This is a genomic window from Planococcus sp. MSAK28401 (genome assembly GCF_018283455.1).
GTDB classification, from domain to species: Bacteria; Bacillota; Bacilli; order Bacillales_A; family Planococcaceae; genus Planococcus; species Planococcus alpniumensis.
The window spans coordinates 3343700-3368154 of record NZ_JAAMTH010000001.1; the positions used below are offsets into that span (position 1 = coordinate 3343700).

Consider the following 24455-nt stretch of genomic DNA (forward strand, 5'->3'; position numbering starts at 1 on the left):
CCGCGGCCCGCTTTTGCGGTGGGCCGTTTTTGTTCATTTGGAGTGTTTTAATTATGAGAAAAAAAGGATGGTTAACCGGCTTGATCGCTTTAGCCGTTTTTCTGGCAGCCTGTGGAATGGCATCGGCAGAAGACTATATCGATCAAAATTATACCTTTATAAATGCTGTACAGAACAACCAGAACACCAATGACCGTGCAATGCTCTACCGATCTGATAAAAGCATACCGGACACCGCAGCAGAATTAAGCGGGATCCAGGAACCTGAGAGAATCGGCGAAGAAGTGGATGGCCGACAGGTGCTGGTCTATGATGACGAATTGATCATTTTAACAGAAGATCCGGAAAATGCAGGAGCTACGCTCGTTGAAGTGGCAGAAGACGAGTTTGTCCGCTCGCATTACAATCCAGGCTTTTTCTCTGGCATGTTTGTCGGTTCTTTTTTAAGCAATCGATACGGGTCTGGCTGGACGCAGGCCAATAGATGTGCCGGAGGCGGCTGCTATTCAGGCGGCGGTTCTTATAACACCTTCCCTTCCGGTTCATTCGGGCGGGGATCAGAATTTCGCGGCGGAGGCCCGGGAGTCGGAAAATAAACTTTAGTAAAGGGGCTTAAAGCAGTGAATCCATTCTTATTGACATTTTTATATTTCCTCGCAGCTATTGCTGTTGTAATCGTAGGCTTAGTCGTATTTGAGCTTATGACCAGAAAATACAAAGATTGGGACGAAATGAAAAACGGAAATTCGGCAGTCGCTTTGTCGATAGCAGGAAAAATCATCGGCACGTGCGTCATCATTACCTTTTCCATTTTCCATAATGACACAATTACAGAAACGGCAATTTGGGGTCTGTACGGCTTAGGGCTTCAGTTGGTCGCTTATTTACTTTTTGAACTTCTCACCCGCTTTTCAGTGGAGGACGAGCTGAAAGCTAACAATACAGCGATTGGGATCATTTCATTTGCCGTTTCAGTCGGATTGGCGTTCGTGATTGGCGCTTCCATTACATAAGGCGGTGTTTGAATGATAGAAACAGAATCCGTCCGGCAAAGCCGGGCGATTTATTATGCATCGGGCATTGTGTCCATTTGCGGCATTATTTTCGAAGTGCTGTTCGGGGCGCTCGGTTCATACATTTTAGGAGATGGAGTGAAGCAGTATACACTTATCATCTCTCTTTTTTTAACCGGAATGGGAATCGGGGCTTACATTAGTGAAAAAGTGACCAAGCATTTGGTCGCTTCATTTATTTGGATTGAATACGGCATTGGGATTACGGGCGGATTCGCGGCCATGTTGCTGTTTGGTGTTACCGCTTATTTGCCGGACGGCACCGATTCGCTGTTTTTGTACAGCGTCACGCTGCTTGTCGGGACTTTAACCGGAGTCGAATTGCCGGTTTTGATCCGAAAAGCGAATGAGATCGGGGTTTCACTCCAGAAAAGCGCTGCGAAAGTGCTGTTTTTCGATTATGCTGGCGGCCTGATAGGCGGTCTGCTTTTCCTATTTCTGTTGCGCCCTTATTTCGGCCTCGTCAAAACCTCCTTTCTTGTCGGCATCATTAACGTAGCTGTTGCCTTGTGGATCGTTTTTCGCTTTAAAGGTGAATTAAAACGGTTCCGCATGCACGCTTCATTCGGCTTTTTATTTCTAGCCATTCTAATTGCCGGCGCATTGTTTGGAGAAGAAGCCGCTTTTCATTTTGAACAACGGCTGTACAAAGACCCCGTCGTATTTTCAGAGCAGACCTCCTATCAGCAAATCATTTTGACGAAAGAACAGGGAGACACGCGGCTCTATTTGGATGGCCAGCTTCAATTCAGTTCCTTCGATGAACACCGTTACCATGAGATCCTTGTCCATACGCCGATGGCAGCGGCTGCCCGCCATGACCGGGCGCTGGTCCTAGGGGGCGGCGATGGGCTGGCGGTCCGTGAATTGCTGAAATACGACGAGTTGAGAAAGATCGATTTGGTTGATCTTGACCCTAAAATGACAGCTCTCGCACAGCAAAATCATTTGCTGACCGAACTGAACGAAAATTCGCTGGATCATGAGAAAGTGAATGTTTTGAACGGCGATGCGTTTCGCTTTTTAGAGCAAGCGGAGGGGTTTTATGACGTCATCATTATTGACTTGCCGGATCCAAACAATGAATCCCTCAATAAGTTGTACACACAGGAATTTTATTCACTTGCCCGCAACCATTTGTCTCCAGATGGTGCCATGATGGTTCAGGCGACCAGCCCGGTATTTGCCCCGGAAGTCTACTGGACAATCGATAAAACTATTGATGCTACCGGTTTGCAGACCGAAAACCTGCACGCTGACATTCCAAGTTTCGGCGGCTGGGGCTATGTGCTTGCTTCCCGAAACGGCATCAATATCGAGGAACTTGAAATACTCGAAGATACCCAATACTTAACCGAAGATTTACTGCCGGCGTTGACTGTATTCGGCAAAGATGAAGATGCCGCTATCGAAGACAGCAATGGCCAGAACATCACACTCGAACCCAATACATTGATCCGGCCTGAGTTGATCGAGATCTACGAAAAGGCATGGAACAATTACGATTAGATCACCTTTAAGAAGGAGGGGAAAATAAGTGATTATTCTTCGCCGTCTTTACCTCCAGGCGACGAGCTTGTCCTGGCTTATACTCACGGTCAGCACCATCATCCTGATTGTTTTCAGCACATTCACATTGCCTGTGATCGAGCCGTCGACGTTCACCAGCTACGCTGATTCTTTATGGTTCACGATGACGACCATATTGACTGTCGGTTACGGTGATCTGTATCCTACAACTACCGATGGAAGAATATTTACAGTGGTCTTTCTTTACATCATCGGGATCGGGTTGTTTGCATCCTTTATTGGAAAAGCGATTGAAAGCTTGACCTTGCACAGAAAACGGAAAGAAAGAGGCGAGTTGATGTATAAAGGGCGGAATCACATTGTCATTATTGATTGGTCATATAAAGCTGAAAATGCTATTGCAGAAATCCTGAAACAAGATGAGCAAACTGAAGTGGTCGTCATTGATCGGATGGAGAAAGCAAAAGAGATCAATACACGAGTTCATTACGTCAGAGGAAACGCCACGCATGAAAACATACTGAGACAAGCAAATGTAGAACAAGCGAAAGCGGTCCTCATTTTTGCCGATGACCGCATCGAAGACCAAATGCTGACAGATGGCAAATCCCTTCTAGTAGCTACAGCTGTAGAAAGAATGTCACCCGGCGTCTATACGACTGTTGAAGTGGAACGGGAAGAACATCTCCCGAATTTCTCGCATATTAAGGTCGATAAATTCATCATGTCGAACGGCACAATCGCTAAAATGGCGATTAACTCCATTTTTTCTGAAGCCCAATAAGATGAAAGAAACCGGAAAGCAGGGACTCCCTGCTTTCCGGTTTTTTTGATTGTATATCCTGCCCCGCATGCAGTGCTCGCAATTTCCCTTTAGAAAGCTTCTTTTATTTTCACAGCCACTTCGCTCGGCTTTACATCAATCCTGTCTATTACATCCAGCCCGATCCACACCGCAAGATAGGTGCCACGGCCGCGGCTTGAATCGGTGTATTCATCGCCAAGGCCGGTGCCGAAAATTCCCCCGGTTCTCTTTGCCATAAAAAAATACTGATCGCCTTCATAGTCTGTTTTTGTAAAAAGCCCTTCGATTTCCACTTGCACGCCGAGTTCCTCGAATGCTTCCCTTTTCGCTGCCGCTTCCGGCGTTTCATGTTGCTGAATGTCGCCGCCCGGAAACACATAATACACAGAGCCGTCGCGTGTTCGTTCGATCAGTGCTACGCGACCTTCTTCAATGAGTACAACTGATCCTCTATTCGCCATACAGCTCTTTGTCTTTTCGGTTGCTTAGACGGATATAATACGGAAACAGTACGATGAGCAACAGGCCGATCGTTCCGCTCACATACCCGAGCCCCATCAAAAATCCGCCATTATTGAACGATACGTACTGCCTCGCGCCGCAAGATGGACAGTTCTTGCCGTCTTTTGCCATGCCCAGTTTCCAGATATCTTTCGCTTTCCATTTAACTCCGCAATTTGTGCAATGTGCCACGCTTATCACCCTTTTCCATCTTATTTTCTTCTATGTATACAAAATGTCAGCGTTTCTTCAATTGCGTTTCCTCATTTTCACTGCTTAGCTTCATAAACAGATGGTCTTTTATATCCCATACCAACTCCCACCAAGTTGCCCAAAACAACATGTCCCGAAATGTGTGATTTTCTACTTTCATGTACTGGATGATACCGCAGTTCGGGCATGGGCAACCATCCCCCAATTCATACAGCCAATGCTTTTCTTTAGACTTCCAGCGGTATTTGCAGCTCGCGCAACGCGTCATCGTTCTCGACTCCTTTTGTTATTTTACGCCTATTTCTCGCAAAGGTTTCATGTACAGCTGAAAACTTTCTTGCGCTATCCATACGCCTCCTTCAAGCTTTCACTCTTTACAACACTTAATGCATTCCTTTACACTTTTATCTATTCAAGTGATTAATTGAATAGATAAGGAGTGATCCGGATGGAAGCACGGGAATTCAAAAATTTCGCCTATGGGCATTTCACGAAAATCAGCAAAGCTTTATCGAGCCCAAGACGTTTCGAGCTGCTCGATTATTTGGCGCAGGGACCGAAGACGGTGGAACGCCTAGCGAAAGAGACACATATGTCGGTGGCGAATACGTCACAGCATCTACAGGCATTGCGCGAAGCGCGTTTGGTCGCTTCTTCGAAAGTGAAAAACCATCATTGTTATAAACTTGCCGACGCTGAAGTCGCCGAATTATTGCAGTTGACGAAACGGCTCGCTGAACGGCAATTTCCCGATATGGGCGAGGTCCGGACGATGGAAACGACAGCGGGTGGTGCGGTTCCGGTCATGTCCTCGGCTGTGGCATTGGAAGAAGTGGCTAGCGGACGCGCGGTGTTGATCGACGTTCGGGCTGAAGATGAGTACGCCAGCCGCCACTTGACGGATGCCGTGTCGATTCCGCTAGCGCAGCTCGAAGAGAAACTGGCACAGTTGCCGGTTGGCAAGAAAGTCATTGCATATTGCCGGGGCGCTTATTGCCTGTATGCGAGTGATGCTGTACGTTTTCTGCTTGAACGCGGGTTTGAAGCGTACCGCTTGGATGAAGGGCCAGCAGATTCGTCCATTTCCCAGGAAATCGATGCGGACGGTAGGGAGATTCGATGAGAAACATCCAATTCGGCATTAAAGAAAATATCGCCCAGTTTCTCCTGCTCGTGCTGACGAACTTTTTTGTCGGTTCGATGGTCGGGCTTGAACGGACTGTCCTGCCGATTATCGGCGAAGAAGAATTTGGGCTCGCTTCAGCGAGTGCGGCGCTATCGTTCATCATCAGCTTCGGTTTCTCGAAAGCGATCGTCAATTATTTTGCCGGCGCCATCGCCGACCGGCTGGGCCGCAAAAAAGTGCTGATCGTCGGCTGGAGTGCGGGGCTTTTTGTGCCGCTGCTCGTCATTTTCGCCGATGCCTGGTGGATGATCGTCGTCGCCAATATTTTTCTCGGCATTAACCAAGGCCTCGCCTGGTCGATGACGGTCAATATGAAGATCGACCTTGCGAAGCCGACAGAACGCGGTCTTGCGGTCGGGCTCAACGAATTTGCGGGCTATACCGGCGTTGCCGTCATGGCGGCTTTGTCCGGTTACGTCGCTGCGACTTTCTCGAACCGTCCCGAACCGTTCTATATTGGATTGGCAGTCGTAGCGATCGGCCTTATGCTATCGTTTCTCGTCCGGGATACCGGCGAACACTTGAAGCGTCAGGCCAAATCGTCGTCACAAGAGGCGGCCCTTTCCGCAGGGGAAGTGTTCAAGCGCACAGCGTTCAAAAATCCGACACTGTCGACCGCCACCTTCGCCGGGCTTTCCACGAATTTGAAAGATGGCATGGCGTGGGGCTTGTTTCCGCTATTTTTCGCCGGTGTCGGGCTAAGCGTTCCGGAAATCGGCTTGCTTGTCGCTTTGTATCCGGCCGCCTGGGGCTTTTTCCAATTGTTCACCGGATTCTTGAGTGACCGCTGGGGCCGGAAATGGCTGATCGCCGGCGGCATGTGGCTGCAGGCTGCTTCGCTATGGCTGTTGCTGATGGTCGATCAATACAGCTTATGGATTTTGGCATCCGTCCTGCTCGGCCTTGGGACCGCAATGGTCTATCCGACCTTGCAAGCGGCGATCAGCGACGTGGCCGCACCTTCTTGGCGTGCTTCTTCAATGGGCGTCTATCGTTCATTCCGCGACAGCGGCTATGCCTTCGGCGCACTGTTCGCCGGCATCTTGACCGACGTCATCAATGTCGAATGGGCGATTGGCCTGGTTGCCCTTCTGCCGATGATGGCCGGTGTGATGGCTGCGCTGCGCATGAAAGAAACGCTTCCGGAGAAAGCAAGCTAGTTAAAGAAATCGCTACACCGAATATCGCAACAATAAAAAAGCCGCCAGAGAAAACTCTCTGGCGGCTTTAGCGTATTCAGATGAAGTTCATTCACTGATGAACAGAAAAACCTGCTTGTCTTCCTGCCCTGCTTCACCGGCGAAACGGTCCGTGTAGTCGAGCCATTTGGCGCGTTCTTGGCGGGCTTCGATTTTATCGCCGAGTTCTGCTTCGATTTGTTGCATCATGGCGGAGATCTCCTTGAACGAGCGGTTGAAACGGTAAGCTGCCTGCTCGAACGGCGAATGAAGCACCAGCAAGTGGCGAAATTCCTCCACGGTATCCGCTTGTTCAGCCAGCGCATCTTCCAGCTCTATGATGAAGCGGTATAGTTGCCGCTGCTCCTCGCCCAGTTTCGCCACTTCGCTTTTCAGCAAATAGGCAATCATGCCATCGTTCATTGCCCACGCCTCCTTTATTGTCTTACCAGCTTGATTTTTTGACGCCGGGGATCTGCCCTTTATGTGCAAGGTCGCGGAATGCGATGCGGGACATGCCGAATTTGCGCATGAAGCCGCGCGGGCGTCCCGTCACTTCGCAACGGTTCTTCAAACGGGTCGGCGACGAGTCTTTTGGCAGTTTCGCCAATGCTTCGTGATCGCCTTGCGCTTTCAGTTCTTTGCGGAGTTCCGCATAGCGCGCCACCATTTCACGTTGTTTTTTATCGCGTGCTACTTTTGATTTCTTGGCCATCGATAGGCTCCTCTCTATTATGCAATAATTTTCGCTAGATTACTTTGTTTCGCGGTGCAAAGTCACTTTTTTCAAACGTGGGCAGTATTTTCTCAATTCGATGCGCTCCGGGTTGTTGCGCTTGTTTTTGGTCGTCGAGTAATTGCGGTCGCCCGTTTCTGTGCAGGCCAGTGTAATATTCACTCTCATATTCGTTCCTCCTTTTTAATGGGTCATGGCTGTTTGCGGCAGCGGATCATTGAACCCGCTCCAGTCTTCCGCCAGTTCTTGTTGTGTCAGCAAGCAGCTATCCAACGATTGGATGATCTCTTGTTGGTCCATCTTGATGCCGATCAGCACCAATTCGGTCATTTTCACGCCGTACGTTTCGTCCCACGCTCCGGCTGTCTCCAGGCTCGCAGCAGGCCCTGCCTGCGATAATAACGTGGCCGTCTCGTCACGTATGGCGATGCGCAAAAATCCTTTGGCACGGACCACTTCCACCGGCCAGTCCATGATCCAGTGGAACAAGCGCTCCGGATGAAATGGTGTTTGGCTACGGTAAACGAAGGAAGCGATGCCATATTCTTCGGTTTCCGGCACGTGTTCTTCGTTGAGTTCTTTGATCCAACCGGCGCCTTGGCTCGCTTTGTCCAAATCAAAACGTCCAGTGTTGAGCACTTCACCGAGTGGCACTTGCGAGCGTTCGGTGCGGAGAATATTCGCAGACGGATTTAAGGCCCGCAGAACGCCGTGCAGCTCGTCTGCTTTATCATTTGTGAGCTGGTCGGTTTTGTTCAACAGGATCACATCCGCAAACTCGATCTGATCGATGAGCAAATCGGAAATTTCCCGTTCATCGGATTCCGTCGCGCCTTCTTTTCGGTCGAGCAAAGTTTCGCCGGAAGCGAAATCACGCCAGAAACCGTGACCGTCGACGACCGTCACCATCGTATCGAGACGGCACATGGCGGATAGATCCACGCCGAGCGCGTCGTCCATATAACTGAAGGTCTGTGCGACTGGAACCGGCTCACTGATGCCGGACGATTCGATGACAATATAATCGATATCGCCCTCACTCGCCAACTTCTCGACTTCCACGATCAAGTCTTCGCGCAATGTGCAGCAAATACAGCCATTTTGCATTTCGACCAGTTTTTCTTCTGTGCGGGAAAAGCCGCCGTTTTGGACAAGTGCACTGTCGATATTCACTTCGCTCATGTCGTTGACGATGACTGCGACTTTTAAGCCTTCGCGGTTCGTTAAAATATGATTCAATAGCGTCGTCTTGCCCGCGCCCAGGTATCCGCTCAATACAGTAATGGGGATGCGCTCGTCCATATGATCTAACTCCTTTATTGTTTCAATCAATAAATCGTAACGGTTACGCTTTATATATTAAAGCGCTTTGATCATTTGTGCAAGTATTTTTTCAGCAGAATAAAAAGCCCTGCCGTATTGGCAAGGCTTGCTTTATATCAAACACTTCATTTTTTATGCCCGCCGATCAGCTTCGTGCGGTCAATCGCCGTGCCGGCGTCTGTACCGGAAACGCCACGGTAAATCGCGGTCGGCCCGTGCTTGCGCTTGATCGCATCCATCGCCGCGCCGAGGCGCCGCCTTTGCCATTTATCCGCTTCGAACAAGCTTAGCTGCATTGAAGTTTCGTCCTCCAGATTGGTGATGGACAGCGAAATTTGCCGGACGGGCTGGCCTGTGTAAAATTCCCGGAACAGTTCTTTGCACACGGCGTAGATTTTCAAGGTGTCGTTGGTCGCTTCGTCGATCGAACGTGAGCGGGAGAACCCACCGCCGAATGAAGTTTTGCTATAGCTCATGCCGAGATGGATCGTGCGCCCGGCCATGCGCGCTTCCCGCGTACGCATCGCCACGTCTTCGCACATTTCCAGCACAATCGTCAGGATATCTTCACGCGTTTCATAATCGCGGTAAAGAATTTGGCCTTTCCCGAAGCTTTTCTGCCCTTCGATAAGCAACGACCCGAGCTCCGAATAATCGATGCCGCGCGCGTGCTGGTGCAGCTGGTGGCCCATGATCCCGAAGCGGTCCTCTAGCCGTTTGACGTCCGCCCTCGCCAAGTCACCGACTGTGAATATCCCCATATTATTGAGGTTGCGCTCCATCCGGCTGCCGATGCCCCACATTTTGCTGAGCGGGGAAACTGGCCATAATTTTCTCGGCACGTCTTTCATCGTCCAATGCGCGAGCCCTTTTTTCTTGCCTTCGAGGTCGAGTGCAAGCTTGGCCAGCAGCATATTCGGCCCGATGCCGACTGCAGACGGCAAGCCGAACTGGCGCATGATCGAATCCTGCATATCGATCGCTGCTTTTTCAGGAGTTCCGTACAAATGGATGATGCCCGTCAAATCGATGAAACTCTCATCAACGCTGTAGACATGAATGTCTTCTTTCGGGACATACTGGGCGAATAGGTCCGTAATGGCCATCGAAATCTCTAAGTAAAACTGCATCCTCGGCTCAATGAGCAGGATATCCGGATGATCCGGAATTTCAAATAGCCGTGTGCCGGTTTTGACGCCGAAGCGTTTTTTCATTTCCGGCGAGGCTGCGAGCACGACGCTGCCTTTTCGCTCCTGGTTGCCGACGATGGCGATGCACGCTTCCATCGGATCAAGTCCGCGCTCGACCGCTGAACAGCTGGCGTAGAAACTGCGCATGTCGATACAGGCAATATAACGGGGCTTTCCTGTTTGTTTTCCCATGCTGCCACTCCTATATAGAACGTTTGTTCTTATTTTAATGGAAAAGCTGGAAAGCGGCAAGAGGCAAAAGAAAGGTATATCCGAAAAAGACAGAATGTTTTGAACTAATTCCAGATAATCGGTAATCTAAGAGAGAAAGCTCGGAAGATCAATTCAAAGGGGGCAAAACAGAATGGCAAGATTGCAAGGGAAAGTGGCCGTCATTACTGGAGGCGCTGGCGTTATCGGGAAAGTGACGGCGAAACGTTTTTTAGAAGAAGGGGCAAAAGTTGTGCTCGTCGATATTTCCGAACAGGCACTCCAAGAAACGAAGCAAGAACTCGGTGGCGAAGTGGAGATTGTCCAAGCGGATGTTTCCAAAGAAGCAGACGTCAAAAACTATGTCGATAAAGCGGTCGAAGCGTTCGGCAAGATCGACGTGTTCTTCAATAATGCAGGGATCGAAGGGAAAGTTGCTCCGCTCACCGAGCAAACGGTGGAAGATTTCGACCAAGTCATCGCGATCAATGTGCGCGGCGTCTTTCTCGGCACGAAGCATGTATTGCCGGTCATGTACAAGCAAGGCTCCGGGAGCGTCATCAATATGTCATCGGTGTCAGGCCATAGCGGTTCACCGAATGTCAGCCCCTATATCACATCAAAGCACGCAGTCGTCGGCTTGACGAAAGCCGCGGCTTACGAAAGTGCGCGACATCAAGTCCGCGTCAATTCGGTCCATCCATCGCCGGTCAATTCACGCATGATGCGCTCGCTCGAGGAAGGGCTCGGTACAACCGAAAAAACCTTGTCGAAAACCATTCCGCTCGGCCGCTACGCCGAATCCGAAGAAATCTCCAATCTGGTGCTGTTCCTCGCTTCCGATGAAAGCACGTTCATCTCAGGCGCCCAGTACCGCGTAGATGGCGGCATGGCCGCATTATAGAAAAAGACGGACACCTTCGATTCGGGGATGTCCGTCTTTTATTTATTCACGGCCCGTCAATTTCAAATCTTCAACCGCATTGTACAAAGTCTTAAATCCATCGATGCGGCATTCGACCACATCGCCGTCACGGATGACGACTGCACCCGGCGTTCCGGTTGAGATGATGTCTCCAGGCAATAGCGTCATTACTTCCGAATGAAACGCTATGAGCTCCCGCGGCCGGAACGTCATATTCGAGACGCTGTTTTTCCGGTGGACTTCCCCGTTCTTGACGGTCGCCACCGTCAGGTCAAGCACAGCCTCCACTTCGTCAGGCGTCACGAGTTCTGGGCCGAAACTGAAGAAGGTGTCAAAGCTCTTCGCGCGCGTCAAATAGCGCGGATTTTTCTCGAGAATGTCTTCAGCGGTCATATCGATAATCGTCGTGAAACCCGCCACCACATCGAATGCATCTTCTCTTGAGACGTCTTTGCATTCCGTTCCGATAATGATGCCGAGCTCCGCTTCCGCCGTCACCCGGTTTGACTGACTGGGCAGCTCGATTACATCGCCCGGCCCGATAATCGCCGTATCGGGTTTCATGAAACTCGCCGGTTCGGTGTCGGGCGATACTTGTTTCAAATCGGCCGCATGCTCGGCGTAATTTAGCCCGATGCCCCAGATTTTTCGCGGATGGCGATATAAAGGCGCGTAATCCGCTTCGGAAAACGGCATAAGTGATGCCTCGAGCGCCCCTTCAGGCATGCGTTCGAATTCTTCTCTCAGCCACCTCTTCAAGAGCTCGAGTTCTCCTGTTTCGATCAGCGTAAACAAATCGGTCGGCCAGTTTTCCGCCGTATGTTCGTTGAGCTTGCGCAATGGCAAAAAGCCATCCTTCATGACCAGTGCCGCTTCTTCCGTGCCGTTCCACTGGATTGTCGCGAGGCGCATCACACCTCCCCCTTTCCTTTCCCTTTATTTCGGTTTCTTCCGGCCAAAACCCTGCCGAAACACAGAAAAACAGGCTTTCCTTCTAGAGGAAAGCCTGCTGGTTTCAATCATTCTCTTTTAGTCCATCAATATATTGTTTCGCTTCTAGGAGCGAATAGCCGAAAGCGACACGTGCCGCTTTCACGGCCCGGACTTCCTGCCCTTCAGCGATCAAGCGCCGCAGCTCGCCATTGATCGCCGGTTCTTCCAAGGTTACTTCCGCTTCCAATTGCTCAATGCGTTTTGACATATGCTTCATGCGCACCTCCAATGCCTGGATTTGCTGGTTCAGCAATACATACACCGCACCAACAGCCCCTAATGACAAACCGATTAGCCACACCCAATCCATGCCCTGTGCCATTTAGCGTTCCAGCCGATCTAAAAATTTTTCGAGGCGGTCAACGGTCGTCAGTCGGGCGTTGCACGCCGCTCCATCTGCACAGATGTACTGGCCGTGCTTGACGTAGCTGTCGAGATTCGCCCCTTTGGTCTTGGCCATGAATAAGCCAACCGAACTGTGTTTATGGCAAATCATGCAGACACCTTGCTTGCGGCTCGCGCCGAATTGGCCGCTCACGGTTTGCAGGCGGCCGTTCCGTTCGGCCACCAAAAAGCGGTTGGTGTTTTCCTGCCAGGACAAATACGATAAGGCATGAAAATCCATTGCCGGGAGATTCGGCCCTTTCAGCCTTTTCGCTTTTGGAAACAAGCGCTTCAAATCGTCGAGCTTGACGCTTGGAAAAGGAATCAAGTAAGGGCGCAGCCCCGACAGAAACTCTTCCGCAGCGTTAGTGTCTTTCACCGCCGTCAGCGGGCGCAATACATTCTTCTGCTCTTCCGTTAACACCGGGAACATAGCGAATACTTTTTCATGGCTTAAATGGCGCAGCACGCTCAACACTTCTGCATCATTCGCCGTCGCATGTGCCGTCACGAGCGTTAAGGCCTGCTCTTTAATGAAATTATATTGATGGTTGCGGATAAACGCTTCGGGCTGCCCTGAAACATTCGTCCGGTCCGTCGATTCTTTGATGATAGCCATCGCTAGCCTCCTTGAAAGGTATGACTTTCCTGTGATTTTACCATATTTTGTCCGTCATCGCAGAAAAGGCACCCTGAAGTCAGGATGCCTTCCCTTAAGCTATGAAAATTCCCGTGACAGCGCCGTAAAGCAGCGCTAAACCGATGACCAAGGCGGGATGCAGTTTCCATTTCTCGAGCATCAGGTAGCTGGCCACCATCAGGATCGCGGTCTGGATACCGCCGAGTGACGCTTCTGAGGTCAGGATGAAGTCGAGTGTCATGACGCCGATCAACACGGCGATGACCGGCTTGACGACTTTCGAGATGTTTTTCACTTCGCGTGAATCTTTGTATTTAAAAAGAATCGCCATCAGCGCAATCATCAAAATCAACGAAGGGGCGACGGCGCCGAACAGGCCAACCACTGCCCCGAGCACGCCTCCTTCGGCATAGCCGACATAGCCCGCCATTTTTGTCGCGATCGGGCCGGGCAAAGAGTTGCCGAGCGCCAGCACTTCACTGAACTCCTGGGTATCCATCCAGCCATAGCGGTCCACGACCTCCTTCTCGACGAGCGGGATCGATGCCGGCCCGCCCCCGTAACCAAGGATGCCAGGAATGAAAAACGCCAGGAATATCTGCCAGTAGATCATGTTCTCTTCACCGTCCTTTTAATGAATGGCACGAGGACCAGAAGAATCAAGCCGGCGATAAGAAAGGCCGGGTGGATGCCGAGCACTTCGAGCAAAATGACGGAGACCACAATCAATAGAATGGCCTTGCTCCAGCCGAGCGCCTTCTCGGATTGCTGGATGAAATTCCAGGTCAGGACACCGAGCATGACGGCAACGACCGGAACGACCGCATTCGACATATTCGCAACCCACGGCACGTCTTTATAGTTTTGCAGGATGCCGAGCAGGAGAATCATCAAGACGACGGTCGGGATGATGGAGGCAGCGAGTGCGATCAAGCAGCCGCGAAGCCCCGCTACCCGGTAGCCGATATAGCCTGCGAGCTTGGTCGCGATCGGCCCCGGCATCGTGTTCGATAAGGCGATTGTGTCGCCGTATTCTTCGTCTGTCATCCAACCGTAGCGCTCCACGACATCACGCTGCATGATCGGGATGACTGCCGGGCCGCCGCCGAAGCCAAGCATGCCTGCCCGGAAGAAGGCCATGGTGAGATCAATCGATTTGACGCCTTGTTTTTTTACCAAACAGCAATCGCCCCGTCCGTACGGGATTCCGTGCCGCCTGCAAGCACGCCTGTTTCCGGATTGCGCCAGATGATCTGGCCGCGCCCGAAGCTTCCCGGATCTGCCATCACTTCCACTTGATGCCCTTTGCGCTGCAATTCCTGCGCCAAATAGTTCGGGAACTCCGCTTCCACGGTGACTTTCTTGCCGCCCATCCATTGCCAGCGCGGCATATCGAGTGCCGCTTGCGGATTAAGCAGATAATCAAGCGTATTCACGACCACTTGGAAATGGCCCTGTGGCTGCATATAGCCGCCCATGACGCCGAACGGCCCGACCGCTTCACCCGCTTTCGTCAAAAATCCGGGAATGATCGTATGGAAAGTGCGTTTGCCGGGTTTCAAAGCATTCGGGTGGCTTTCATCAAGCGAGAAATCCGCGCCGCGGTTCTGCAAGCCGATGCCTGTTCCCGGAATGACGATCCCTGAACCGAAGCCCATATAATTGCTTTGGATATATGAAATCATATTGCCTTCTTCATCGGCCGCTGCGAGATAGACCGTTCCGCCTTTTGGCAGTTCGTACGCGACCGGGTCGATCGCTTCCGTGCCGATTTCTTTTGCACGGCTCGCTGCATAATCGTCTGACAATAAATGTTCAGCCGTCACCGGCATGTCCGTTTGTTCAGTAATGAATGCCTGGCCGTCTGTATAAGCCAGTTTCATCGATTCAATTTGCTGATGCAGCGTATTGGCTTGTTGCCACACGGGTGCGTCCAGCTGCTTGAAGATATTGAGCGCCATTTGCGCGACCATGCCCTGGCCATTCGGCGGAATTTCCCATACTTCATGTCCTTTATAGCTGGTCGAGATCGGCTTGACCCATTCCGCTTTATACGCCGCCAAGTCTTGTTTTTTCAAAAAACCGCCGTGTTCAGCCATGAAGCTATCGATTTTCTCTGCCAGCTCGCCTTCATAAAAGGCTTTCGCATCGGTGTCGCCGATTTTGCGGAGCGTGTCGGCATGTCCTGGTGATTTCCACATTTCGCCGATTTCCGGCGCGCGGCCGTCCGGTGCGAAAGTTTCAAACCATGCTTCAAATTCCTTTGTGGTGAAATTCTTTTTGAAGGTCTCATACGCTTTTTTCCAGTACTTGCCGAGAATCGGCGTCAATGGATAGCCTTCTTCCGCGTAGCGGATCGCCGGCTCCAATGTTTCCGCAAGCGATAATTTGCCGAAACGCTTCGACAGCTCTGCCCAAGCAGAAGGGACGCCTGGCACCGTAATCGGCACCAACCCGTGTGTTGGCATCTTGTCATGCCCTTTCGCTTTCACCGCATCAATCGTAAGTTCTTGAGGGGAAGGCCCGGAAGCATTCAGCCCGTGCAGCTCGCCTTTGACCCATACTAGCGCGAACGCATCGCCACCGATACCATTTGAGGTCGGTTCAACGACGGTCAAGGTCGCAGCGGTCGCAATCGCGGCATCAATGGCGTTTCCGCCTTTTTTCAAGATTTCAAGACCCGTCTGTGCGGCAAGTGGCTGCGATGTCGCGACCATGCCTTTTTTGCCAAAGACCGTATGGCGTTTCCCAGGGAAAGGGTGATTCGTGTAATCCATTGTGATTCCTCCTATTATGTATTACTCAAGCTATAGAATGTTCTTGAGCGAAATGAACTTTTCATATTATTCAAATTTTACGGGAGTGATTCAAATAAGTAAAATTAAATATATTTAATAGTATAATGAAAAAAACTCATCGAGGTGGATGTATTGGATCACAAATTGGAGATTTTTGTCACAACCGCTGAACAAAAAAGCTTTACGCGCGCAGCCGAACTATTGCACATGACACCTTCCGCCATTTCCTTAAGCATCAAAGCCCTGGAAAATAAATTAGGCGTCCGGCTGTTCGAGCGCAGCAATAAATATGTCCAACTAACGGAAGCCGGGCAAGTGATGTATGCCCAGTCCAAAGAAATTCTCTTAAAGTATGATCAATTAAAGCTGGCACTCACGGAACTCGAACCATCCACAGCCATGCCCTTGTCGATCGGCGCTGCCTATACATTCGGTGAATACTTTTTGCCGGGCATCATCTACGCCTTCAGCAAGCGCCACCCGAACATCACGCCAAACATCACCATCCATAATTCGAAAACCATTATCGAGCAGATCCATAAGCAGGAACTGGATATCGGTTTTATTGTCGAAGGGGAAGCGAGCGGCAGTGATGCCGACACCAAATTGTTCACAGAAGAGGAAATGGTCATCATCGCACGTCCCAACCATCCGCTCATCCGCCATTCACAGGTCGACCGCCGTTTGCTTGAAGCGGAAACCTGGATTATCCGCGAACCCGGCTCCGGTACGCGCGACGTGACCGACAAGCTGTTCGCTCAGCTCGGCATTGCGCCGAAAAAAGTGATGAGCTTCGGCAGCTCACAAACGATCAAGGAATCGGTCGCGCTCGGCCTTGGCATTTCCTATCTATCGGAATCCACCGTCAAAAGCGAAACAAAAACCGGGTCAATCGGCGCCATTACACTGGCTGATTTCCCGAACAAGAGCCGTTTCCATTACATCACCCACCGCGCGAGCTTCCATACACAGGCCGCCCAGCTGTTCCTAGACTTTCTCGACTCTTATGTTCTCGATGAAAAAGTATCGGTGCATACGAAGAAGCGGTTAGCGGATCTGTGAGGAGCATTTTCGATTTATTTTCATTTAGCTGTACAGTAGCTCCTGGATTGCCGTTACATTTCAGAACCGGAAACCCCTCAAAAGCCAAGGGTTTCCGGTTTTCTTATATCCCAATAATTATATTGCCTGAAATAGCATTTTTCCTTCTGAAAGAGAGAAATTGATAACTGAAGCAGAATATTTTAGAATAATTTAAATTCTTTTTCTGACGAGCTTCAAAACCGCATGAACACTGGCTTTCAGACCCTCCCCCATCTTTCCTACGCATAGAATCTCTCCTCTAAACCAGAAAATTTCTCCCTCAGCGAAAAATGAGTATATACTCCCAATTCAATTTATGATTTTTTGAAAACGCTTACTTTAAATCACCCGTTTTGTTTCTTTTTCATTAAAAAAGAGCGTTTTTTGTCTCTTTGAACACACAAGTCGATGCTCTCCTTTAACAGTAATGTCATTTTCTTGTTAGATTAGTTTTTCTATTCTGAAAATTAGTTTGTCGAAATAGTGAAAAGCATGTATTCTCGAAACAACAGTTGCACTCACAAAGGAGGAATTTCACAATGAAGACTAATAAAAACAGATGGCTGATTGCTTTATCCGCCATCGCGATCCAATTGTCGATCGGAGCGGCTTATGCCTACAGCGTCTATACGAAACCCATCAGCGAAACGATGGGCTGGTCTCCAACGGAAATCACCTACGCCTTCACGATCATGATGGCGCTCGGCGGGATTTCCGCTGCGTTCTTCGGCGGCTTCGTCGAAAAGAACGGGCCGCGGAAATCCGCCATGGTAGCCGCTTTCTTATTCGGTCTCGGGCAAGCGGGCGCTGGGTTTGCCACGCAAATCGATTCACTCATGCTGTTCTTGCTTACATACGGATTCATGAGCGGGATGGGGCTCGGGGTCGGGTATATCGCACCGATTTCGACACTCGTCAAATGGTTTCCTGACCGCCGCGGCCTCGCGACTGGCATGGCCGTCATGGGCTTTGGCGCCGGTGCACTCATCACCGCTCCGGTTGCAGCGAGCTTGATTGCTTCTGTCGGCGTGACGACTACTTTCTATATTCTCGGCATCAGTTATTTCATCTTAATCTCACTCGGTGCTTCCTATATCGCACCGCCGCCTGAAGGGTTCATGCCTAAAGGAATGGAAGCGGATCTTGCTTCAGGCAAAAAGGTCATGAAGAAAGACTTGGCACAACTGACAGCCAGGCAGGCCGTGAAAACACGCCGCTTCTGGATGTTGTGGACGATGATGCTCATCAACGTCAGCGCCGGCATCATGATTATTTCGGTGGCGTCTCCTATGGCACAGGAATTGGTCGGCTTGACGGCAGCGGGTGCCGCGACACTTGTCGGTATCATGGGGATCTTCAACGGCGGCGGACGCCTCGGCTGGGCCGCGATTTCCGATTACATCGGGCGGCCGACCGTGTTCATGATGTTCTTCATCATTCAGATCGTCGCTTTCGTCATGCTTCCGGGCATCACCAACGTCATCATTTTCCAAGTGTTCATCTTGCTGATTGTTTCTTGCTATGGCGGCGGCTTCTCGAACTTGCCGGCCTTTATCGGCGACATGTTCGGCACGAGACAGCTTGGCGCCATCCACGGCTATTTGCTGACGACTTGGTCTCTCGGCGGCATCATCGGGCCGGCGATCGTGTCACAAGTCTATTCCGCAACCAACAGCTATGTACCGGTTTTCTATATCTTCATCGGATTGATCTCCGTTGCACTTGTCTTGTCCATCTTGATCCGTATGGATATCCGCCGTGTGGAACGCAATTACGAAAAAGACGACAAGGTCCAAGCGACTCAACAAGCCGTTTCTTCTTAAAACGCACGAAAGCCCAGGAAAAGGCATTCCTTTTCCTGGGCTTTTTCTATCTTCTTCTATCTAACATGATCCAAGTTAATTCATTGAAAGAACGGGTTTCCGCGCTGGCCGATCCACAAGTCACTTTGTTCGATCTGTCTCGCGAGCTGCAGCAAGCGATGCTCTTCGCCTTTTTGCGCCATCACTTGGACGCCGATCGGCAAGTTCGCCTCGGTCACGTGAAGCGGCAAGGACATCGCCGGCTGGCCGGTCAAGTTCGCCAGTTGCGTGAATGGCGTATAGCTGAGGCTCGGCAAGAACATTGCATAGATTAATTCTTGCTGATCCGTTGCATCACGAGCCATGTCGAGTGCTTGCAATAAGCGTGTACGCGATTCTTTAGAATGGCTCAATTCACCGATTTCCGGGGCAGGGTGTGCTGTCGCGGGAGTAATGTAGAAATCAAAACGCGCGTGCAATTCCGCCATTTTTGCAGCCGCTGCATCCCATGCGGCAAGGCTCGCCGAATAATCAGCGGCCGAAACCCGTTTGCCGGCCGTTGCCAAAAGCCAGGACTCAATTTCCATATCGTCTTCCGACAAGCGCCGGCCGAATGTTTTCTCCAGATTTTTCTGAAGCAATGCCATTTCCCCGCTGTTCATCAAATAATACTCGCGCATCAATTGGACGCCGTCGATGTCAGGGGCTTGTTCTTCGACTCGATGCCCCTGCTCTTCAAGCCAGCGCACCGTCTTCAGCACGGCTTGTTTCGCATCTTCTGACACCAGCGTCCCAACAGGCGATTCCAGCGAAAACGCGATTGTCAGCGGCCCGTTAAACTCCCGGTCCAGTTGTTGCGTATAGTTGCCCGGAAACAGCGGCGTTTGAAACGCGGCTTCTGGCTGAATGATCTGCAATGCATCGAGCAGTGCAGCGCTGTCCCGCACCGTCCGGCTAAGCGCAAAATCGATCGATGCCCCTTGCCATTGTCGTCCGGCTCCCGGCCCGACAGGCGTTCTGCCGCGTGTCGGCTTGAGGCCGAACAAACCCGTGAATGATGCAGGGATGCGGATCGATCCGCCCCCGTCGCTGGCACCGGCGACCGGCACGATGCCCGAGGCGACAGCGGCCGCTGCCCCGCCGCTTGAGCCGCCTGGGGAGTGATCCGTATTCCACGGATTATGCGTCGGGCCAAATAACTCCGGTTCTGAAATATTCTTCAAGCCGAATTCCGGCGTATTTGTGTGGCCGACCGGGATGAGACCGGCTGCTTTTAAGCGCGCGACGAAATGAGAATCGCGTTCCGGGCGGAAGTCTGCCAGTAATTTCGATCCTGCACTCAAGCGCTGGCCGGCGAGTGCTTGCGAGATGTTCTTCAAGGCAACCGGCACGCCGCCAAGAATGCCGCCTCTCGCATTCTCCGCCTCCAGCAATGCCTGTTCGTGGCGCTCCGCTGTGAAAGCATGAAGTTTCGGCTCCACTTCATCCAGACGCTGAAAGCTCAGTTCCACCAATTCCCTTGGGCTAACTTCCCCTTTTTTCACCAGTTCCGCAAGCGCTGTCGCATCGAGCGACAAGTATGTTTTCATATCCATTCCGTATGCCCCCGTTTCCCTTAGATCAGTCCAGTTGTTTCTCATTCTCAAGTGTAGCATTTCCTGAGACTGGCAAATAGCCAGGGGTTCGATGAGGTTTTGAGAAGCTTTCGAACTAAGTGCTTCCATTTGTTATCTAAAATATAACGAAAATGGACACATTTGAAACAACTTTTCCGCTAAAACCGTTGACTTTAGTGAATGGCTAGCTATACTAGTAAATGAGAATCGTTTTCATTTGAATAAGATTCATCAACCATTTCAAAGGAGAGACATCCATGAAGAAATTGTTTTCATTCTTATTAGTGCTTGGCACGCTTTTGATCCTTGCTGCATGCGGCAGCTCGAACAATTCAGAAGAACAACCGGCGGAAACGTCCGGCGACGAAACTGAAACAGCCAGCAACGAAGTGAATCTATATACAGCCCGCCACTATGATGTGGACGATGAGCTTTACAAAAAGTTTGAAGAAGAAACTGGCATCAAAGTCAACTTGATTAAAGGCGAAGCTGACGAGTTGCTTGAGCGTATCAAGCGTGAAGGCGACGCAACACAAGCCGATTTGTTTTTGACGGCTGATGCAGGCCGCCTGCACCGCGCGAAAGAAGACGGCATTTTGCAGTCAGTTTCAAGCGATGTGCTGGATGAGCAGATCCCTGCCAACTTCCAGGACGAAGACCAAATGTGGTATGGCCTGACAAAACGCGCACGCGTCATTATGTACGATAAAGAAAAAGTCGATCCGTCTGAACTATCCACGTACGAAGCATTAACGGAAGACGAATGGGTGGGACGCGTCTTGATCCGCAGCTCTGAGAACATCTACAACCAATCCTTGCTCGCTTCTTTCATTGAATTGAACGGTGAAGAAGAAGCAAAAGAATGGGCAGCCGGCATGGTTGACAACTTTGCGCGCGACCCTGAAGGCGGCGACCGCGACCAAGCCAAAGCAATCGCAGCGGGCGTCGGCGATGTAGCCATCATGAACACGTATTACTTCGGCCAAATGCTGAATTCTGAAGACCCTGAAGAAGTCAAAGTGGCTGAAGGCCTCGATGTATTCTTCCCGAACCAGGATACGACAGGCACGCACGTGAACGTCAGCGGCGCGGGTGTGGTAAAATCAGCTAAGAACCAAGAAAATGCGATTAAATTGCTGGAGTTTCTCTCCGCACCGGAAGCACAGGAAACATTCGCTTCCGTCAATTATGAATACCCAGTAAACGAAGCAGTGGAACCATCCGAATTGCTGCAATCATGGGGTGACTTCAAAGAGCAGGACATCTCGATGTCTGCACTCGGCGAAAACAATGCCCAAGCGATTCTATTGTTCAACGAAGTCGGCTGGAAATAAGCTGAGTGATTTCCCCTTGCCGCTGGTTTAGTGCGGCAAGGGATTTCTTGCGAGTTGGAAAGAGGTGCCTGGATTTTGCAACGCAGATTGGCCAATTTCAATATCTGGACTGTAGGGGCAGTCGTCATCATTCTGATGCTGTTCCTGCCGAACTTGACCATTGTCACCGGGCTGTTCACGCCGTCGAATGACAATTGGGAACATATGAAAGAATTCGTATTGCGTCAGTTTGTCATCAACTCATTGATCCTGACGCTCGCGACAGCGTTCTTCACGATTCTGATCGGGCTGAGCCTGGCCTGGCTGATCGCCCAATACGATTTTCCATTCCGGCGCTTTTTGAAGTGGGCGTTGATCCTCCCTCTTTCCATCCCGCCGTTTATCGGTGCTTATACGTACCACGGCATCTTGAATTTCACCGGCGCCATCCAGACGACGCTGCGCGAGGGATTCGGAATGGAGCTGAACCCGGCGTATTTCGATATCATGAACTTGCCTGGTGCGATTTTCATTTACACGATGTTTTTGTACCCTTATGTTTACACGATCACGCAAGTGTATTTGTCTGAACAATCGGCGTCATTGATCGAAAGCACACGGTTGCTCGGCAAAGGCCCTTGGCGCACGTTTTTCCAAGTGGTGCTGCCGATTTCACGGATTTCCATCATCGCCGGCGCGAGCCTCGTCGTGTTGGAAGTGCTGAATGATTACGGCGTCGTGAAATATTACGGCATCCAAACCTTTACGACCGCCATCTTCCAAAGCTGGTTCGGCCTTGGGGATTTGGATACGTCGATCAAACTGGCCGCGTCTCTCATGGGCTTTGTCATTATCATTCTACTCATCGAGAAGCTGCTCCGCGGCAGGCGGCAATACAGCTATTTCTCGACGAAAGTGCGCCCGCTCCAGCTCATCCCGCTTAGCGGCTGGAAAGGCTTTGCGGCGGCAGGCTATGGCATGGTGATCTTGAGCCTCGGCTTCTTCATCCCTGTCATTCAGCTGATTGACTGGACGATTTTGACCTTCGGGACGATTCCGATGGAAGAATTCATGCGCTATGTGCAAAACTCGGTGTTTGTTGCCGGGCTCAGCGCCACCTTGATCGTCATCCTTGCGCTCATCGTCGGGAATTTCGCCCGCATGGTGCAAGGCAAATATACGAAGCTCTTGCCGAAACTGACAGTGCTCGGCTATTCGATTCCTGGGGCGGTCATCGCCGTCGCCGTCGTCACAGCCTTTGTCGCACTCGATGGCTACCTCGCTCCCGTTTATGTGGCGATCGGCCTCGAGACGACGCTGGTGCTCAGCGTCAGCATTGTTCTGCTGCTTGCCGCTTACATCATCCGCTTCTTCGCCATCGGCTATAACTCGATTGAGACAGGCTATGACAAGATCGGCACGAACTTCCGGGATGCTTCAAGACTGCTCGGCGCCGGCCCGACGAAGACCTTTTTCAAAGTCGACGTACCGATGATGAAAGGCGCGATTATCAGCGGATTTATCCTGGTCTTCATCGATGTGCTCAAGGAGATTCCCTTGACATTGATCCTCAGACCGTTTAATTTTGATACATTGTCAACAAAAGCTTTCCAGTACGCAAGTGATGAAAAAATCATGGAGGCTTCCCAAGCTTCCCTTTTGATTGTCGGCATCAGCGCCTTGGCCATTGTGATTTTCTATAAGATACTCGAGAAGGAGATGGATTGATATGTTTGTCGCCATTGAAGATGTGAGTTTTTCCTATCCGAATACACAGGCCCCTGCACTTGATCGATTCACGCTGGACATTAAAAAAGGTGAGGTCATTTCGATCCTCGGCCGCAGCGGCAGCGGAAAAAGCACGATTTTGCGCTTGCTCGCTGGGCTTGAACGGCCGAAAAATGGACGCCTGGTCATCCAGGACGAAACCTTGTTCGACGACAAGACATTTTTGCAGCCTGAAAAACGCGGCATCGGCATGGTCTTCCAGGACTACGCTTTGTTCCCGCATATGACGGTTGCTGCGAATATCATGTTCGGCTTGTCAGGCATGAAAAAAGCCGATAAGAAGAGACGCATGCATGAAATGCTCGAGTTGGTCGAATTGCAGGAGTACGAAAAACGTTATCCGCATCAATTGAGCGGCGGCCAGCAGCAGCGTGTGGCAATTGCCCGCGCGATTGCGCCGAACCCTCATTTGATTCTGCTGGATGAACCGTTCAGTAATTTGGATGCCGAGCTGCAAGGAAAAATTCGCAAAGATCTTCGGGAGATTTTGAAAAAGGCGAACATCACCTCCATCTTCGTAACACACGATGAAAAAGACGCGCATATCCTTGCCGACCGCATTGTGAAATTGAAAGACGGCAAAATGGATTTTGTCGGGCGCCCGTGCGATATGCTCGATACGTTCCGCCAAGAAGCCATTGCCGAATCCGAAGAAGTATTGAAATCCCAACCCGTCGTCAATGTATAAGTAACTATGAAAAGCCGGCCTTTCCGTCATGGAAGGCCGGCTTTTTTTGATGATCCGCTAAACAAGGAGCTGCCTTAGCATTTTTGAAAAATCTTCCTTTTTGGCGTACATTAAATAATAAGAATAGACGGGGGGGGGATTGTATGGATGTATTGATGTATTTATTTCTTGCGGCATTGTTGGTCCCGGTAAATATATTTCTCATAAAATGGCACAGAAGCGGAAGATTTCCGCTCTGGGCTACGGGCATATTATTGGCCGTTTTCGGCATTGGACTTGGCTATGCCGCCCGTTTCCTGCTGGTTGATATCTGGGCTACCGGTCAAGGAGGCGCTATAATGGCTGCGTTCATAGGTCTCGTTGTACTGGCCAATGGCGTGATCCATTTCGTGATCGGGCTGATATTGGCTATCGTAAAACTAGTTGCCAACAAGCGTGCGCGAGCATAAGAAACCCCAAACTACGCAGATTCTGAGCGTG

Annotated in this window: 28 protein-coding genes; 13 read left to right on the top strand and 15 right to left on the bottom strand. The window is 50.7% G+C overall.

All coding sequences use genetic code 11. The features are described from left to right. The first annotated feature begins 53 nt into the window (after positions 1–53). Genes G3255_RS16940 through G3255_RS16955 form a run of 4 tightly spaced genes read left to right on the top strand, consistent with a single transcriptional unit; the run spans position 54 to position 3387 of the window. Positions 54–596 (top strand): DUF4247 domain-containing protein, encoded by a 543-nt coding sequence (locus tag G3255_RS16940; protein ID WP_211655544.1) that lies wholly within the window; start codon positions 54–56, stop codon positions 594–596. Positions 597–620: 24 nt separating this feature from the next. Beyond that, positions 621–1013: a DUF350 domain-containing protein gene (locus tag G3255_RS16945; protein ID WP_211655545.1), complete on the top strand. Its 393-nt coding sequence runs from the start codon at positions 621–623 to the stop codon at positions 1011–1013. Positions 1014–1025: 12 nt separating this feature from the next. Further along, positions 1026–2582 carry a polyamine aminopropyltransferase gene (locus tag G3255_RS16950; RefSeq protein ID WP_211655546.1) on the top strand — a complete coding sequence of 519 codons (1557 nt, stop codon included), beginning with the start codon at positions 1026–1028 and terminating at the stop codon, positions 2580–2582. A 28-nt stretch (positions 2583–2610) separates the two neighbouring features. Further along, positions 2611–3387 (top strand): potassium channel family protein, encoded by a 777-nt coding sequence (locus G3255_RS16955; RefSeq protein WP_211655547.1) that lies wholly within the window; start codon positions 2611–2613, stop codon positions 3385–3387. An 89-nt stretch (positions 3388–3476) separates the two neighbouring features. On the opposite strand, the gene G3255_RS16960 is transcribed toward G3255_RS16955, so the two are convergent. The 3 genes from G3255_RS16960 to G3255_RS16970 are packed head-to-tail and all read right to left on the bottom strand — an operon-like array spanning position 3477 to position 4390. Further along, on the bottom strand, positions 3477–3869 hold the full coding sequence (locus G3255_RS16960; RefSeq protein ID WP_211655548.1) for an NUDIX hydrolase: 393 nt from the start codon (positions 3867–3869) through the stop codon (positions 3477–3479). Then, positions 3859–4101: a hypothetical protein gene (locus tag G3255_RS16965; protein ID WP_211655549.1), complete on the bottom strand. Its 243-nt coding sequence runs from the start codon at positions 4099–4101 to the stop codon at positions 3859–3861. The genes G3255_RS16960 and G3255_RS16965 overlap by 11 nt, the downstream gene beginning before the upstream one ends. A 46-nt stretch (positions 4102–4147) precedes the next feature. Next, a complete protein-coding gene (locus G3255_RS16970) occupies positions 4148–4390 on the bottom strand; it encodes a hypothetical protein (protein WP_211655550.1) in 243 nt (80 codons plus the stop codon). Between the two features lie 180 nt (positions 4391–4570). Between G3255_RS16970 and G3255_RS16975 the strand changes: the two genes are divergently transcribed. Then, positions 4571–5245 carry an ArsR/SmtB family transcription factor gene (locus G3255_RS16975; RefSeq protein ID WP_211655551.1) on the top strand — a complete coding sequence of 225 codons (675 nt, stop codon included), beginning with the start codon at positions 4571–4573 and terminating at the stop codon, positions 5243–5245. Continuing rightward, positions 5242–6468: an MFS transporter gene (locus tag G3255_RS16980; RefSeq protein ID WP_211655552.1), complete on the top strand. Its 1227-nt coding sequence runs from the start codon at positions 5242–5244 to the stop codon at positions 6466–6468. Before G3255_RS16975 ends, G3255_RS16980 begins: the two co-directional genes overlap by 4 nt. An 87-nt stretch (positions 6469–6555) precedes the next feature. Here the strand turns inward: G3255_RS16980 and G3255_RS16985 are convergent, their stop codons facing one another. The 5 genes from G3255_RS16985 to G3255_RS17005 form a co-directional block, all read right to left on the bottom strand. Continuing rightward, positions 6556–6909 (bottom strand): hypothetical protein, encoded by a 354-nt coding sequence (locus tag G3255_RS16985; RefSeq protein ID WP_211655553.1) that lies wholly within the window; start codon positions 6907–6909, stop codon positions 6556–6558. A 22-nt stretch (positions 6910–6931) separates the two neighbouring features. Next, positions 6932–7201, bottom strand: a complete 270-nt coding sequence (rpsN, locus tag G3255_RS16990) for a 30S ribosomal protein S14 (protein WP_068487709.1) — start codon at positions 7199–7201, stop codon at positions 6932–6934. A 39-nt stretch (positions 7202–7240) separates the two neighbouring features. Continuing rightward, a complete protein-coding gene (gene rpmG / locus G3255_RS16995; protein WP_211655554.1) occupies positions 7241–7390 on the bottom strand; it encodes a 50S ribosomal protein L33 in 150 nt (49 codons plus the stop codon). 15 nt (positions 7391–7405) lie between these two features. Beyond that, positions 7406–8524, bottom strand: a complete 1119-nt coding sequence (locus G3255_RS17000; protein WP_211655555.1) for a GTP-binding protein — start codon at positions 8522–8524, stop codon at positions 7406–7408. Between the two features lie 146 nt (positions 8525–8670). Further along, on the bottom strand, positions 8671–9927 hold the full coding sequence (locus G3255_RS17005; protein WP_211655556.1) for a Y-family DNA polymerase: 1257 nt from the start codon (positions 9925–9927) through the stop codon (positions 8671–8673). Positions 9928–10099: 172 nt separating this feature from the next. On the opposite strand from G3255_RS17005, the gene G3255_RS17010 reads away from it, so the two are divergent. Beyond that, positions 10100–10849, top strand: coding sequence for an SDR family NAD(P)-dependent oxidoreductase (locus G3255_RS17010; RefSeq protein WP_211655557.1), 750 nt, complete (start codon positions 10100–10102; stop codon positions 10847–10849). 42 nt (positions 10850–10891) lie between these two features. On the opposite strand, the gene G3255_RS17015 is transcribed toward G3255_RS17010, so the two are convergent. The 6 genes from G3255_RS17015 to G3255_RS17040 form a co-directional block, all read right to left on the bottom strand. Further along, positions 10892–11782 carry a fumarylacetoacetate hydrolase family protein gene (locus tag G3255_RS17015; protein WP_211655558.1) on the bottom strand — a complete coding sequence of 297 codons (891 nt, stop codon included), beginning with the start codon at positions 11780–11782 and terminating at the stop codon, positions 10892–10894. Positions 11783–11885: 103 nt separating this feature from the next. Beyond that, positions 11886–12185 (bottom strand): hypothetical protein, encoded by a 300-nt coding sequence (locus tag G3255_RS17020; RefSeq protein ID WP_211655559.1) that lies wholly within the window; start codon positions 12183–12185, stop codon positions 11886–11888. Then, complete coding sequence (locus G3255_RS17025) at positions 12186–12866, bottom strand: FusB/FusC family EF-G-binding protein (RefSeq protein ID WP_211655560.1); 681 nt, start codon at positions 12864–12866, stop codon at positions 12186–12188. A 94-nt stretch (positions 12867–12960) separates the two neighbouring features. Further along, entirely contained in the window at positions 12961–13500 is a 540-nt protein-coding gene (locus G3255_RS17030) for a chromate transporter (RefSeq protein ID WP_121299160.1), read from the bottom strand. Next, entirely contained in the window at positions 13497–14066 is a 570-nt protein-coding gene (locus G3255_RS17035; protein ID WP_442757083.1) for a chromate transporter, read from the bottom strand. The genes G3255_RS17030 and G3255_RS17035 overlap by 4 nt, the downstream gene beginning before the upstream one ends. Next, the gene (locus G3255_RS17040; RefSeq protein ID WP_211655561.1) at positions 14060–15664 is read right to left on the bottom strand and encodes a gamma-glutamyltransferase family protein; all 1605 of its coding nucleotides are present in this window, start codon (positions 15662–15664) and stop codon (positions 14060–14062) included. Before G3255_RS17040 ends, G3255_RS17035 begins: the two co-directional genes overlap by 7 nt. Positions 15665–15817: 153 nt before the next feature. Between G3255_RS17040 and G3255_RS17045 the strand changes: the two genes are divergently transcribed. Both G3255_RS17045 and G3255_RS17050 read left to right on the top strand, forming a co-directional pair. Next, positions 15818–16747 carry a LysR family transcriptional regulator gene (locus tag G3255_RS17045; RefSeq protein ID WP_211655562.1) on the top strand — a complete coding sequence of 310 codons (930 nt, stop codon included), beginning with the start codon at positions 15818–15820 and terminating at the stop codon, positions 16745–16747. Positions 16748–17307: 560 nt separating this feature from the next. Then, positions 17308–18591: an L-lactate MFS transporter gene (locus tag G3255_RS17050; RefSeq protein ID WP_211655563.1), complete on the top strand. Its 1284-nt coding sequence runs from the start codon at positions 17308–17310 to the stop codon at positions 18589–18591. Between the two features lie 80 nt (positions 18592–18671). Here the strand turns inward: G3255_RS17050 and G3255_RS17055 are convergent, their stop codons facing one another. Continuing rightward, a complete protein-coding gene (locus G3255_RS17055; protein WP_211655564.1) occupies positions 18672–20165 on the bottom strand; it encodes an amidase in 1494 nt (497 codons plus the stop codon). A gap of 278 nt (positions 20166–20443) precedes the next feature. Here G3255_RS17055 and G3255_RS17060 point away from each other — a divergent pair, with 278 nt between their 5' ends. The 4 genes from G3255_RS17060 to G3255_RS17075 all read left to right on the top strand — a co-directional run bounded on the left by G3255_RS17060 (position 20444) and on the right by G3255_RS17075 (position 24424). After that, the gene (locus G3255_RS17060; protein WP_211655565.1) at positions 20444–21520 is read left to right on the top strand and encodes a Fe(3+) ABC transporter substrate-binding protein; all 1077 of its coding nucleotides are present in this window, start codon (positions 20444–20446) and stop codon (positions 21518–21520) included. A 75-nt stretch (positions 21521–21595) separates the two neighbouring features. Further along, positions 21596–23227, top strand: coding sequence for an ABC transporter permease (locus G3255_RS17065; protein WP_211655566.1), 1632 nt, complete (start codon positions 21596–21598; stop codon positions 23225–23227). Position 23228: 1 nt separating this feature from the next. Further along, the gene (locus G3255_RS17070) at positions 23229–23975 is read left to right on the top strand and encodes an ABC transporter ATP-binding protein (RefSeq protein WP_211655567.1); all 747 of its coding nucleotides are present in this window, start codon (positions 23229–23231) and stop codon (positions 23973–23975) included. Between the two features lie 143 nt (positions 23976–24118). Then, positions 24119–24424: an inner-membrane translocator gene (locus tag G3255_RS17075; protein ID WP_211655568.1), complete on the top strand. Its 306-nt coding sequence runs from the start codon at positions 24119–24121 to the stop codon at positions 24422–24424. Positions 24425–24455: the final 31 nt, after the last annotated feature.

What these genes read in the sequence shown, in the direction of transcription:
- G3255_RS17055 (WP_211655564.1), bottom strand. Translation starts at nt 20,165, where the DNA reads ATGGATATGAAAACATACTTGTCGCTCGATGCGACAGCGCTTGCGGAA.
- G3255_RS16940 (WP_211655544.1), top strand. Translation starts at nt 54, where the DNA reads ATGAGAAAAAAAGGATGGTTAACCGGCTTGATCGCTTTAGCCGTTTTT.
- G3255_RS17025 (WP_211655560.1), bottom strand. Translation starts at nt 12,866, where the DNA reads ATGGCTATCATCAAAGAATCGACGGACCGGACGAATGTTTCAGGGCAG.
- G3255_RS17070 (WP_211655567.1), top strand. Translation starts at nt 23,229, where the DNA reads ATGTTTGTCGCCATTGAAGATGTGAGTTTTTCCTATCCGAATACACAG.
- G3255_RS16970 (WP_211655550.1), bottom strand. Translation starts at nt 4,390, where the DNA reads ATGACGCGTTGCGCGAGCTGCAAATACCGCTGGAAGTCTAAAGAAAAG.
- rpsN (WP_068487709.1), bottom strand. Translation starts at nt 7,201, where the DNA reads ATGGCCAAGAAATCAAAAGTAGCACGCGATAAAAAACAACGTGAAATG.
- G3255_RS16975 (WP_211655551.1), top strand. Translation starts at nt 4,571, where the DNA reads ATGGAAGCACGGGAATTCAAAAATTTCGCCTATGGGCATTTCACGAAA.
- G3255_RS16950 (WP_211655546.1), top strand. Translation starts at nt 1,026, where the DNA reads ATGATAGAAACAGAATCCGTCCGGCAAAGCCGGGCGATTTATTATGCA.
- G3255_RS16960 (WP_211655548.1), bottom strand. Translation starts at nt 3,869, where the DNA reads ATGGCGAATAGAGGATCAGTTGTACTCATTGAAGAAGGTCGCGTAGCA.
- G3255_RS17040 (WP_211655561.1), bottom strand. Translation starts at nt 15,664, where the DNA reads ATGGATTACACGAATCACCCTTTCCCTGGGAAACGCCATACGGTCTTT.
- G3255_RS16985 (WP_211655553.1), bottom strand. Translation starts at nt 6,909, where the DNA reads ATGAACGATGGCATGATTGCCTATTTGCTGAAAAGCGAAGTGGCGAAA.
- G3255_RS17060 (WP_211655565.1), top strand. Translation starts at nt 20,444, where the DNA reads ATGAAGAAATTGTTTTCATTCTTATTAGTGCTTGGCACGCTTTTGATC.
- rpmG (WP_211655554.1), bottom strand. Translation starts at nt 7,390, where the DNA reads ATGAGAGTGAATATTACACTGGCCTGCACAGAAACGGGCGACCGCAAT.
- G3255_RS17010 (WP_211655557.1), top strand. Translation starts at nt 10,100, where the DNA reads ATGGCAAGATTGCAAGGGAAAGTGGCCGTCATTACTGGAGGCGCTGGC.
- G3255_RS17020 (WP_211655559.1), bottom strand. Translation starts at nt 12,185, where the DNA reads ATGGCACAGGGCATGGATTGGGTGTGGCTAATCGGTTTGTCATTAGGG.
- G3255_RS17015 (WP_211655558.1), bottom strand. Translation starts at nt 11,782, where the DNA reads ATGCGCCTCGCGACAATCCAGTGGAACGGCACGGAAGAAGCGGCACTG.
- G3255_RS16980 (WP_211655552.1), top strand. Translation starts at nt 5,242, where the DNA reads ATGAGAAACATCCAATTCGGCATTAAAGAAAATATCGCCCAGTTTCTC.
- G3255_RS17005 (WP_211655556.1), bottom strand. Translation starts at nt 9,927, where the DNA reads ATGGGAAAACAAACAGGAAAGCCCCGTTATATTGCCTGTATCGACATG.
- G3255_RS17075 (WP_211655568.1), top strand. Translation starts at nt 24,119, where the DNA reads ATGGATGTATTGATGTATTTATTTCTTGCGGCATTGTTGGTCCCGGTA.
- G3255_RS17050 (WP_211655563.1), top strand. Translation starts at nt 17,308, where the DNA reads ATGAAGACTAATAAAAACAGATGGCTGATTGCTTTATCCGCCATCGCG.
- G3255_RS17000 (WP_211655555.1), bottom strand. Translation starts at nt 8,524, where the DNA reads ATGGACGAGCGCATCCCCATTACTGTATTGAGCGGATACCTGGGCGCG.
- G3255_RS17030 (WP_121299160.1), bottom strand. Translation starts at nt 13,500, where the DNA reads ATGATCTACTGGCAGATATTCCTGGCGTTTTTCATTCCTGGCATCCTT.